This is a genomic window from Leisingera sp. UBA4491, assembly GCF_002388965.1.
In the GTDB taxonomy this organism is placed as follows: domain Bacteria; phylum Pseudomonadota; class Alphaproteobacteria; order Rhodobacterales; family Rhodobacteraceae; genus Leisingera; species Leisingera aquaemixtae.
Genome location: NZ_DGNN01000007.1, coordinates 53,627 through 63,288 on the forward strand (window position 1 = coordinate 53,627; position 9,662 = coordinate 63,288).

Here is a 9,662-nt window from a genome sequence, read left to right on the forward strand (position 1 = left end):
GTGCGTTTTTTCCTGGCCATAGCTGCGCTGGGCGTGGCGGGTCTGGCGGTCTGGCTGTGGGGGTTCGGCGGCGCCGGGCTGGTGTCGGCCTGGGCGGCGGAAGGCCAGCGGGAGGCGCAGAATGCGATGGCGCGGGGCCTGCGGGCCTTGCGCGCGGGTGAGCCGGGGGCGCTGACGGCGCTGTTGTCCTTGTGTTTCGCGTACGGGTTTTTCCACGCCGCCGGGCCGGGCCATGGCAAGCTGGTGATCGGCGGCTATGGCATGGGCAAGCCGGTGCCCCTGGCGCGGCTGGCCGGGCTGGCGCTGGCGTCCTCGCTGGCGCAGGCGGCCACGGCGGTGCTGCTGGTGGCGGGCGGGCTGATGCTGCTGGACTGGGGCCGCGAGCAGCTGACCAGCGCGGCCGAGGATGTGCTGGCGCCGCTGTCCTACGGGCTGATTGCACTGGTGGGCCTGTGGCTGCTGGCGCGCGGTGTGCGGCGGCTGCTGGGCAGCCGGGCTGGCGGACACGGCGCCCACGGCCATCACCACCATGATCATGAGGCTGGGGAGGTGTGTTCCTCCTGCGGGCACCGGCACGGGCCAACGGCGGAGGAGGCGGCCAATGTCCACTCCCTGCGCGACGCGCTGGCGATCATCGGCGCGGTGGCGCTGAGGCCCTGCACCGGGGCGGTGTTCCTGCTGCTGCTGACCTGGCGGATGGGCGTCTTGTGGTCCGGGATTGCCGGCGCCTTCGCCATGGGGCTGGGCACGGCCACGGTCACGGTCGCCGTGGCCGCCGCTGCCGTCACGATGCGCAAGGGGGCGCTGGCACAGATGCAGGGAACCGGTGCCTTGCGCGCTGCCGCGGTGCTGGAGATCCTGGCGGGCGGGGTGGTGGCCGTGCTGGCCTTTCAGATCATGCTGCGGGCGCTGTGAGGCTCAGGCTTCCAGTGCGTCTTCCAGAAGTTTGAACATCGGCTCCAGCGTCAGATAGGCGGACATCAGCGCCGCCATCGGGGCGGCCTGTTCGCGCGGGCTCATTTCGTGCCAGAAGGTCAGCGACTTGCGCTGCAGCAGGTGGCCGTGGGGATGGGCCTTGCCAAAGGGGGCGGGAACGCGTTTCAGCTCGGGCTCATTAGAGGCAAAGCCCTTGAGCGCGAGGATGTCCAACATGGCTGCGGCCTCATCCCCGGTTTCGCCGTCGACCGCGGTGCGCCAGACAGGCAATTGCGCCTTGGTGAAGTTCATGATGCCGCCGCCGGTGGTGCAGGACTTGGGGTCGATGCCGAAGAACAGCGCACAGCCTGCGCCGTTTACCGTCCACATCATGTGCAGATGGGTCTTGTAGGGCGTCTTGTCCTTGGAAAACCGGACGTCGCGCTGAGGGCGGAACAATCTGGGCACGGCCTGCCTGCCGGTCCGTTTGGTGATCGCCTGCGCGACCTCGTCCAGCAGCAGCAGGGCGGGGGATTTGAGCTGCGCCTCATACCGGTCCTTATGCGTGGTGAACCAGTCGCGGCTGTTGTCCTGCGACAGCTCCGTCAGGAAGGCGCGGGCGTCGGGGATCAGCTGCGCAAAGGGGTCGGTCATTTGAATAGGCTCCTGCAAGCGGTGGGGCGGTCTGTGCAGAATACCACCATGGGCCTGTGCGGGGGGCAAGGAGACTCTGCTCTTGCCGGAGCCTTCCGGCGGGCCTAAGGCTGATTTCATGAGCACGTTAACGAACCGACACTCCGAAATGTCCCCCGGCGGCCATGCCCGGGCAATCGCCGTTCTTGGCCTGCCGCTGATCGGCGGCCATGTGGCGCAGTTTGCCATCGGCCTCACCGATACGGTGATGCTGGGCTGGTACGGGGTGGAGGAGCTGGCAGCGGTGACGCTGGGCTCGACCTATTTCTTTTCGATCTTCCTCCTTGGGTCCGGCTTTGCCTTTGCGGTAATGCCGATGGTGGCGGCGGCGGCCGGCGCGGGCGAGGAGCGGCAGATCCGCCGCTCCACCCGGATGGGGCTGTGGCTGTCGCTGGCCTATTGCGCGCTGGCGATGCCCTTGCTGTGGTGGTCGGAGCCGATCCTGCTTTTGCTGGGGCAGGAGCCGCAGGTGGCCCATGCGGCGGCAGAGTATCTGCGGATCGCCGGCTGGGCGGTCTTTCCGGCGCTGTTGTACATGGTCGCCAAATCCTATCTGGCGGCGCTGGAGCGGACCCAGATCGTGCTGTGGCTGTCGGTGATCGGGGCGGTGCTGAATGCGCTGGTGAACTATGCGCTGATTTTCGGCAACTGGGGCGCGCCGGAGCTGGGGATTACCGGGGCGGCGATTGCCTCCCTGGTGACCAACGGGGTGTCCTTTGCGCTGGTGCTGGCCTATGCGCTGAAGGCGCTGCCGGAGCATGAACTGCTGAAGAACTTCCAGCGGCCCGACTGGGAGATGCTGGCCCGGGTGTTCCGGATGGGGGCGCCGATTGGCCTCACGACGCTGAGCGAGAGCAGCCTGTTCGCGGCCTCGGCGATGATGATGGGCTGGCTGGGCACGGTGCCGCTGGCGGCGCATGGGATTGCGATCTCGCTGGCGGGGCTGACGTTCATGGTGCATCTGGGGCTGTCCAATGCCGCCACCATCCGCGCGGGCAATGCCTTTGGCCGCGGCGACCGGGCGCATATGGCGCGCGGCGGCAAGGTGGTGACGGTGATGTCGCTGGGGGTTTCGGTGGTGGGGATCACCCTGTTCCTGGCCATCCCCGGCCCGCTGATGTCGCTGTTTCTTGACCCGGCTGACCCGCAGAAGGATCAGATCCTGCTGATCGGCGGGGGCCTGCTGGCGGCGGCGGCACTGTTTCAGATGATGGACGGGATGCAGGCGGTTGCGCTGGGCCTGCTGCGCGGGGTGCAGGACACCGGTGTGCCGATGGTGATTGCAGTGCTCAGCTATTGGGCAGTGGGCATCCCGGCCTCTTATGTCATGGGGTTCGTGCTTGGCTGGGGCGGCGCCGGCGTCTGGATGGGGCTGGTTGCGGGGCTTACCGCAGCGGGGCTGTTCCTGATGAAGCGGTTCTGGGGGCAGTCAATCAAACGGGTGGGGGCGAAGCCCGCGTAGGCCGGGCAGGGCCGGTCACTCCCACCCGGTGCCGCGCCCCATGGTGTGGATGGGGGAGAATGCGCCCAGGATCAGGCGGCGGTGGTCAAAGGGGATTTCGACCGGGATGTCAAACCGGGTGTCCTTGGCGATCCGGGCTTCGGCCTCTTCCATGTCTTCCCGGCTGGGCCAAACCTGCCAGCAAAAGACGATCCGCTCCCCCGGGCGGGCGGCGACGGCGCGGCGGAAATCGGTGGTCTCGCCGTCCGGCACGTTGTCCTCCCAGGAATCGACAGACTCGAGACAGCCGTATTCCCGGAACAGCTTGGCACTGGTTTTCGCCCAGGCCTTGTAGGCTTCGAAGTTTTCTTCCGGCACGGGGATCACGAATCCGGCGACATACATGGCGGCCCTCCCAAGGATCGGCCGGGGCGCGGCCCGGCCTGGGCGAGTGTGGCACGGGGCGGCCGTTCGCTCCAGTCTCTTGCTGCGCGCCGCGGCGCGGGGTTGACCGTCTGGCGCCCTGCGGGCAGGGTTCTGGAACAGTCTGATTTTCAACCGGAAAGCCTCTTGCCCATGATGACCGACGACGACAAACGCCTGCTGCGGATTGCCAATGAGGAAGCCAAGGCGGGATTTGACGAGGGCGGCTGCCCGATCGGCTCAGTGCTGGCGCGCGGCGGCCAGGTGGTGGCGCAGGGGCGCAATCAGCGGGTGCAGATGGGCGACCCGATTGCGCATGGCGAGATGGATGCGCTGCGCAAGGCGGGGCGGCAGACGTCTTACCGCGATACGGTGCTTTATACCTCGCTGTCGCCCTGCATGATGTGCAGCGGCACCATCGTGCAGTTCGGCATTCCGCGGGTGGTGATCGGCGACACGCAGAATTTTGGCGGCAATGAAGAATTCCTGCGCGCCCGCGGTGTCGAGGTGGTGATCGCCGAGGACCCGGACTGCATCGCGCTGATGCAGCGGTTCATCCGCGAAAAGCCGGAGCTGTGGGCGGAAGACATCGCCGAATAGGGGATAGGGGAGGCGCGGTCAGAACCAGTAATAGGGCACGTGGTAATGATCGTAGATGCTTTCCTCGTGCTTGCGGTCGCGGTGCCAGCCTTCGTACTGCGCCGGGGCGCTTTTCAGCTGGTCCGGTGTGATGCTGGTGCGGAACCCGTCCAGGCCGCTGTCGTATGAGAGCGCCCCCCACGGGATCACGAATTCCCGTTCGCCAAGGCCCAGGAAGCCGCCGAAGGTCATGATCGCGTAAACGGCCTTGCCAGAGGACTTGTCGATCATCAGGTGATCAATGGTGCCCGCCTTCTCGCCGGTCTTGTCGTAGACCGCGGTGCCGGTGACGTCATTTGTCGAGACGAGGCTGCCGCCAGAGCCGTGTTGAGCCTGTTGCATGGTCTTGCTCCTGTTTCTCGTATGGACAAAGAAACAACGTCCCGGCTGGCCGATTGTTCCGGTGCCGGGCGGGCGGGCCGGGCGGCGCGAAGCCCCTTGCCTGGCCTGCGTCCGGGGCGGCAGCAGGCCAGGCGGAGCGGTCCAGGCGGTTACCGGGTGATGTGCGACAGCAGGTCCGGATTGGTCACCAGATTGCGCACGCCGTGCGCGTGGTCCTCGTCAAAGACATTGCCGTCCAGCCACTTCCCGACCGAATGGATGTTCACCTTGGCAACCTTGGGGCGCACGCTCCAGGTCACCTGGAAGGGGGAGCCAGCCTCGTTATAGCCGGGGCCGGTGGTGGAGCCTGCATATTGCACCGGGGTGCCGGTGGAGCTGGGAATATTGACGGCCTGATGCAGCCCGTTGGCCATGCCGGGTTCGGCCAGCACGGCGAAATCAAGCGCGGCGTCATCGTTCACCAGCACAAACACCTGCGCCTCCACCCTCAGCTGGGGGTTCTTGATCGCATCGCTGAGGCAGGCGCCGAGCGTGGGGCCGGGCTGCACTTGGGCGGTGGAGTGGACGTAATGCACCTCGATCGTGTCGCCGGGCTGCAGGCCGCCATGGGCGGAGGCGCCGATCGGGTGGTCCAGCGCGGCGGTTTCTGCCGCGGTCAGCGTGCCGTCGTATGTGTAGCCGGTGCCGTGGCCCTGGCCGTCGCCATTGCCGGCATAGGTGGTGAATTCACCGCCGCGGTGTTCGGCGTTCTTGTGAAAGTGGATGTTGCAGAGGTTCATGGCGGTGGAGGGCGGGGCCGGTTCAAAACTGCGGCTGTTGGCGCCGGAAGCGGCATCAATGTCGCGCGGGGATTGCGGGCCGAAGCCCGCGCCTTTGGTCCGGGCAGTAAGCGCAGCGCGCTGCGCCGCGATCACGTCATCAGCAACCGGGGCCGCATCAACCGCATAAGCGGCGGTGCTGGTGAGCAAAGCGGAGGCGGTTGCGGCGGCCAGGGCCAGAGTCACTTTTTGCATGGGGGATCCTGTTGTAACTGAAAACCAGAGAAATTGCGCCGGGGTGCCGCCGCAGGTGCCGTTCCCGGCTGCCAGGGCGGCAGCGGCATTGGTGTGGTAATTAAGTTGTGTTTAAGGATTGTTAATATCGTAAAGGTTGATTGCGCCACGCTTTTCCTGCGGCGGCGCTGTGGTAAGCTACAGGGGGAGCAAGATTGCCGCCGGCAGGGAGGCGCCAGCATGGCACGACGCCATTTCATCAGCACGCGGTGGCCGGGTCTGCGGCAGGTCCTGCTGCTGGCGCTGCTGGCGCTGCTGGCCTGCCTGCTGCCGGCTGCTGTGCCTGCGCAGACCAGCCCCGCGCCGCCAAGGGCCGGGCTGATGTGGAACCGCACCGGGCTGCCCGCCGTGTTTCCCTTGCAAGTGAAGACGCCGGCGGGGGCGGATTATTACCTCACCCTCAGCGATGCAGAGACCGGCGCGGCGGCGCTGGCGGCCTATATCGAGGGCGGCGCATTCTTCAAGGTGCTGGTGCCGCCGGGGCGCTATGTGCTGCGGTTTGCCAGCGGCGAACGCTGGCAGGGCGAGGACCGGCTGTTCGGGCCGGGTGCGCAAACACAGCGGTTTGAGCTGCCGCGGGTGCTTGAGTTTGCCATCCGCGGGGCTGGCATCAAGGCCGGTCACGCCGTCACCCTGTTCCGTCAGCAACCGGGCGGCGGGCTGGAGGCGGCGGTGGCGGCCCAGCACATTTGCCAGATCGCCAGCGTGGAGGGCGCGGAGCCGCAGCCTGTGCCTGCAAGCGCAAGCGGCCTGTTCCGGCTGGGCGGCGATGCGCGGTCACGGGGTATACTGCATCTGCAGTGGCGGCTGCAACTGGGCGGTCCGCAGGCGGGAACGCCGCTGGAGCAATGGCAGCGCAGCCTGTTCTTGCTGGGGAACCCGCTGCTGCCGCCGCGTGCTTCGGGGCTGGACGGCCGGGACCGGCCGCCGCCGCCGGTGCGGTTCCGGTCTTATTCGGTGCGCTCGCTGTTTTGCGGCTGACCCGGCCGCGATGCGGGTGGCTTATTCGCCGCCGCGGGCCTTGATCAGCCGATCAGCCTTCTTGCGCACCAGCACGCTGCGCAGGTCGTGCATGGCCAGCAGCAGCGCATCGGTGACATCCTCCAGCTGCTCATCGGTGGCGCGGCTGTTGGCCCAGTGGGCGGTCAGGTTCAGATGGTCGATGGCCCGGTGGATATCGTCGGTATCGCGGGCGGCGAGGGTGGCGGTGCGGGCCGCCATCCAGGACTTGATCTCGGCCATGTCCTGATCGCTGAGCTGGCGCTGGCCGTGCGGCTTGATCTCGCCGTTGCGGATGTTCACAACGGCGATCTGGTCCATCTCGATCCGCCGCTGGCGGTTTTCGGTGTCGACGCGGAAAACAAAAGCGCCGTTTTCACGGACGCGGAAATAATACTCCGGCAGATCGGCGCTCATGCCTTGTCTCCTGTCAGGCCAGCGCGGCGCAGAAGGTCTGGATGCGGCGGCAGGCCTCCTCCAGCGCTGCGTCCGAGGTGGCGTAGCTGACGCGGAAGTTCGGCGACAGGCCGAAGGCCGCACCAAAGACCACGGCGACATCGGCCTCTTCCAGCAGGGCGGTGGCAAAATCCTCGTCCGTTTCAATCACCTTGCCCGCGGGCGTGGTCTTGCCGATCAGACCGGCAATGGAGGGGTAGACATAGAACGCGCCCTCGGGCGTGGGGCAGGAGATGCCGTCGATTTCATTCAGCATCGACACCACCAGATCGCGGCGGCGGACGAAGGTTTCGTTGTTGGGCGCCAGAAACTCCTGGGTGCCGTTGAGCGCCTCTACCGCGGCCCATTGGCTGACCGAGCAGGGGTTGGAGGTGGACTGCGACTGCACCTTGCGCATGGCTGCGATCAGTTTCTCCGGGCCTGCGGCATAGCCGATGCGCCAGCCGGTCATCGCATAGGCCTTGGAGACGCCGTTGCAGGTGAGGGTGCGGTCGTAAAGCTGCGGCTCCACCTGGGCGGGGGTGCAGAATTCGAACCCGTCATAGGCCAGATGCTCATACATGTCGTCGGTCATCACCCAGACATGCGGGTGGCGCAGCAGCACGTCTGTCAGCGCCTTCAGTTCCTCCCGGCTGTAGCCCGCGCCGGTGGGGTTGGAGGGGGAGTTGAAGATGAACCATTTGGTGTTGGGGGTGATCGCCGCCTCCAGCTGATCCGCGGTCAGCTTGAAATTGGTCTGCAGCGAGGTTTCGGCAATCACCGGCGTGCCGCCCGCCAGCAGCACCATGTCGGGGTAGGAAACCCAGTAGGGGGCGGGAATCACCACCTCGTCGCCGTCGTTCAGGGTGGCCATCAGGGCGTTGTACAGCGTCTGCTTGCCGCCGGTGCCGACGGAGACCTGCGCCGGCGTGTAGTCCAGCCCGTGATCGCGCTTCATCTTGGCGCAGACCGCCTGTTTCAGCTCCGCGATGCCGTCGGGGGCGGTGTATTTGGTCTTGCCCGCGGCGATGGCGGCGACGGCCGCGTCCTTGATGTTTTGCGGCGTGTCAAAGTCCGGCTCGCCGGCGCTGAGGCCGATGACGTCGCGTCCGGCGGCCTTCAGCTCGGCCGCCTTGGCAGTCATCGCAATGGTCGGTGACGGTTTGACGCGGGATAAGGTCTCGGACAGGAAAGACATGGTCTGCGGCCTCGGTTTGTATGTTGCTCGCAACTGTCATAGGGTGCGGCTGGACGGCGATCAAGCCGCGTTCAAACTGGATGAGGAGAACTGGCAATGACGGAGCAGACTACAGACTGGTACGGCCCGGACGCAGCGACATTTGGCGACCGCGTGGCGGCTGCACGGGAAGCTGCCGGAATGACCCAGGGCCAGCTTGCGCGCCGGCTTGGGATCAAGAAGTCCACGCTCAGCGCCTGGGAACGCGACCTGGCGGAGCCGCGCGCCAACAAGCTGACGATGCTGGCCGGCGTGTTGAACGTGTCGATGTCCTGGCTGCTGACCGGCGAGGGCGAAGGGATGTCGGAACCGGCGCCGCTGGAGCTGGAAGCGGGCGATTTCACAAGCATTCTGAACGAGTTGCGTGACCTGCGCAGCGAAATGCGCCAGAATGCGGAGCGGGCGGCGCGGCTGGAGAAGAAGCTGCGGACCCTGCTGCAGGTCAATGACGGCCAGACCACAGAAGTTGCCTGAGACCAGGATGCAGGAAGACCGGACCATCCGCCTGAAACGGCTGCAGATGCGCTCTATGCGCCGGGGTATCAAGGAAATGGATATCCTGCTGTCGGCCTTTGCAGCCGCCAATCTGGAGCAGATGGATACTGCGCAGCTGGATCTTTATGACCAGCTGCTGCACGAAAACGACCAGGATCTGTACCAGTGGGTGACCGGCCAGGCGGAGCCGCAGGAGCGGTTCCGCGCACTGGTCGCGGACATAGCGCAAACGTACCAAAAATAATAAAATACCGGCTTAACCGATTTTTCGGGAATTGTTGGCATCTTACCTCAGAAGCAAATTCGAGTCGGAGATGCGAATGAGTATGGAATTGCCAATTAGCCGGACGGACCGCAAAGGTTTCATGACTGGCTACCTGGAGGCGCTGGCCCTTGTCGAGCGTCTCCACCGTCTGCTGCTGGATGTCATCAAGGACGAGTTTGAACGCGTCGGCGTGCTGGAAATCAACGCGGTTCAGGCGCTTTTGCTGTTCAACATCGGTGACAATGAGGTGACCGCCGGGGAATTGAAGACCCGCGGCTACTATCAGGGCAGCAATGTCAGCTACAACCTCAAGAAGCTGGTCGAGATGGGCTATATGCACCATCAGCGCTGCGAGATCGACCGCCGCTCGGTGCGGGTGCGGCTGACTCAGCGCGGCCGTGAGATCCGCGATATCGTGTCGGCGCTGTTTGCCCGCCATGCCGAAGGGCTGGAAGGCAAGAACGTGATCTCCTCGGAGGGGATCGAGGATATCACCGCCTCGCTGAAGCGGGTGGAGCGCTACTGGTCGGATCAGATCCGCTATATCTACTAAGGCGCTGGCCGGGCGATGATCCCGGTGGCGACGGGCCGTGAAATGCTGGCAAAGCACTGGCAGGCCAAAACCGGGCATGAGGGGAAACCGTGTTCCGGGTGTATTGAAGGGCAAAGCGCCGGGACCCGTGCGGGGCCGCGGCTGAAGGTTGCAGAAGTGACCGCCCTTGTTCC

General features: G+C 65.8%; 13 protein-coding genes. 7 read left to right on the forward strand and 6 right to left on the reverse strand.

Translation table 11 applies throughout. The features are described 5' to 3' along the window. Entirely contained in the window at positions 1-915 is a 915-nt protein-coding gene (locus B2P87_RS02510) for a nickel/cobalt transporter (RefSeq protein ID WP_141890670.1), read from the forward strand. A 3-nt stretch (positions 916-918) separates the two neighbouring features. Here the strand turns inward: B2P87_RS02510 and B2P87_RS02515 are convergent, their stop codons facing one another. Further along, a complete protein-coding gene (locus B2P87_RS02515; RefSeq protein ID WP_141890669.1) occupies positions 919-1,569 on the reverse strand; it encodes a TIGR02453 family protein in 651 nt (216 codons plus the stop codon). Positions 1,570-1,687: 118 nt separating this feature from the next. Here B2P87_RS02515 and B2P87_RS02520 point away from each other — a divergent pair, with 118 nt between their 5' ends. After that, entirely contained in the window at positions 1,688-3,070 is a 1,383-nt protein-coding gene (locus tag B2P87_RS02520) for an MATE family efflux transporter (protein WP_141890668.1), read from the forward strand. 15 nt (positions 3,071-3,085) lie between these two features. Here the strand turns inward: B2P87_RS02520 and B2P87_RS02525 are convergent, their stop codons facing one another. Further along, positions 3,086-3,454, reverse strand: coding sequence for a DUF1428 domain-containing protein (locus B2P87_RS02525; RefSeq protein WP_141890667.1), 369 nt, complete (start codon positions 3,452-3,454; stop codon positions 3,086-3,088). A 174-nt stretch (positions 3,455-3,628) separates the two neighbouring features. Between B2P87_RS02525 and B2P87_RS02530 the strand changes: the two genes are divergently transcribed. Further along, complete coding sequence (locus tag B2P87_RS02530) at positions 3,629-4,072, forward strand: nucleoside deaminase (protein ID WP_244940718.1); 444 nt, start codon at positions 3,629-3,631, stop codon at positions 4,070-4,072. 18 nt (positions 4,073-4,090) lie between these two features. On the opposite strand, the gene B2P87_RS02535 is transcribed toward B2P87_RS02530, so the two are convergent. Together B2P87_RS02535 and B2P87_RS02540 are read right to left on the reverse strand one after the other, a co-directional pair. After that, positions 4,091-4,453 (reverse strand): PRC-barrel domain-containing protein, encoded by a 363-nt coding sequence (locus B2P87_RS02535; RefSeq protein WP_058285742.1) that lies wholly within the window; start codon positions 4,451-4,453, stop codon positions 4,091-4,093. A 149-nt stretch (positions 4,454-4,602) separates the two neighbouring features. Continuing rightward, positions 4,603-5,466 carry a delta-class carbonic anhydrase gene (locus B2P87_RS02540; protein ID WP_141890665.1) on the reverse strand — a complete coding sequence of 288 codons (864 nt, stop codon included), beginning with the start codon at positions 5,464-5,466 and terminating at the stop codon, positions 4,603-4,605. 219 nt (positions 5,467-5,685) lie between these two features. Between B2P87_RS02540 and B2P87_RS02545 the strand changes: the two genes are divergently transcribed. Continuing rightward, entirely contained in the window at positions 5,686-6,486 is an 801-nt protein-coding gene (locus B2P87_RS02545; RefSeq protein ID WP_141890664.1) for a hypothetical protein, read from the forward strand. A 21-nt stretch (positions 6,487-6,507) separates the two neighbouring features. On the opposite strand, the gene B2P87_RS02550 is transcribed toward B2P87_RS02545, so the two are convergent. Together B2P87_RS02550 and B2P87_RS02555 are read right to left on the reverse strand one after the other, a co-directional pair. After that, a complete protein-coding gene (locus tag B2P87_RS02550) occupies positions 6,508-6,921 on the reverse strand; it encodes a hypothetical protein (RefSeq protein ID WP_141890663.1) in 414 nt (137 codons plus the stop codon). A 13-nt stretch (positions 6,922-6,934) separates the two neighbouring features. Continuing rightward, positions 6,935-8,137 (reverse strand): pyridoxal phosphate-dependent aminotransferase, encoded by a 1,203-nt coding sequence (locus B2P87_RS02555; RefSeq protein WP_141890662.1) that lies wholly within the window; start codon positions 8,135-8,137, stop codon positions 6,935-6,937. 96 nt (positions 8,138-8,233) lie between these two features. On the opposite strand from B2P87_RS02555, the gene B2P87_RS02560 reads away from it, so the two are divergent. From B2P87_RS02560 to B2P87_RS02570, 3 genes are all read left to right on the forward strand, one after another. Next, entirely contained in the window at positions 8,234-8,650 is a 417-nt protein-coding gene (locus B2P87_RS02560) for a helix-turn-helix domain-containing protein (RefSeq protein ID WP_058285737.1), read from the forward strand. Between the two features lie 7 nt (positions 8,651-8,657). Continuing rightward, positions 8,658-8,915: a succinate dehydrogenase assembly factor 2 gene (locus B2P87_RS02565; RefSeq protein WP_141890661.1), complete on the forward strand. Its 258-nt coding sequence runs from the start codon at positions 8,658-8,660 to the stop codon at positions 8,913-8,915. Positions 8,916-8,991: 76 nt separating this feature from the next. Then, the gene (locus B2P87_RS02570; RefSeq protein WP_375543687.1) at positions 8,992-9,489 is read left to right on the forward strand and encodes a MarR family winged helix-turn-helix transcriptional regulator; all 498 of its coding nucleotides are present in this window, start codon (positions 8,992-8,994) and stop codon (positions 9,487-9,489) included. Positions 9,490-9,662 lie beyond the last annotated feature (173 nt).

Bases quoted from the DNA above. Each gene is read 5' to 3' on its own strand.
- B2P87_RS02515 (WP_141890669.1), bottom strand. From the start codon at position 1,569: ATGACCGACCCCTTTGCGCAGCTGATCCCCGACGCCCGCGCCTTCCTG.
- B2P87_RS02520 (WP_141890668.1), top strand. From the start codon at position 1,688: ATGAGCACGTTAACGAACCGACACTCCGAAATGTCCCCCGGCGGCCAT.
- B2P87_RS02525 (WP_141890667.1), bottom strand. From the start codon at position 3,454: ATGTATGTCGCCGGATTCGTGATCCCCGTGCCGGAAGAAAACTTCGAA.
- B2P87_RS02530 (WP_244940718.1), top strand. From the start codon at position 3,629: ATGACCGACGACGACAAACGCCTGCTGCGGATTGCCAATGAGGAAGCC.
- B2P87_RS02535 (WP_058285742.1), bottom strand. From the start codon at position 4,453: ATGCAACAGGCTCAACACGGCTCTGGCGGCAGCCTCGTCTCGACAAAT.
- B2P87_RS02540 (WP_141890665.1), bottom strand. From the start codon at position 5,466: ATGCAAAAAGTGACTCTGGCCCTGGCCGCCGCAACCGCCTCCGCTTTG.
- B2P87_RS02545 (WP_141890664.1), top strand. From the start codon at position 5,686: ATGGCACGACGCCATTTCATCAGCACGCGGTGGCCGGGTCTGCGGCAG.
- B2P87_RS02550 (WP_141890663.1), bottom strand. From the start codon at position 6,921: ATGAGCGCCGATCTGCCGGAGTATTATTTCCGCGTCCGTGAAAACGGC.
- B2P87_RS02555 (WP_141890662.1), bottom strand. From the start codon at position 8,137: ATGTCTTTCCTGTCCGAGACCTTATCCCGCGTCAAACCGTCACCGACC.
- B2P87_RS02560 (WP_058285737.1), top strand. From the start codon at position 8,234: ATGACGGAGCAGACTACAGACTGGTACGGCCCGGACGCAGCGACATTT.
- B2P87_RS02565 (WP_141890661.1), top strand. From the start codon at position 8,658: ATGCAGGAAGACCGGACCATCCGCCTGAAACGGCTGCAGATGCGCTCT.
- B2P87_RS02570 (WP_375543687.1), top strand. From the start codon at position 8,992: ATGAGTATGGAATTGCCAATTAGCCGGACGGACCGCAAAGGTTTCATG.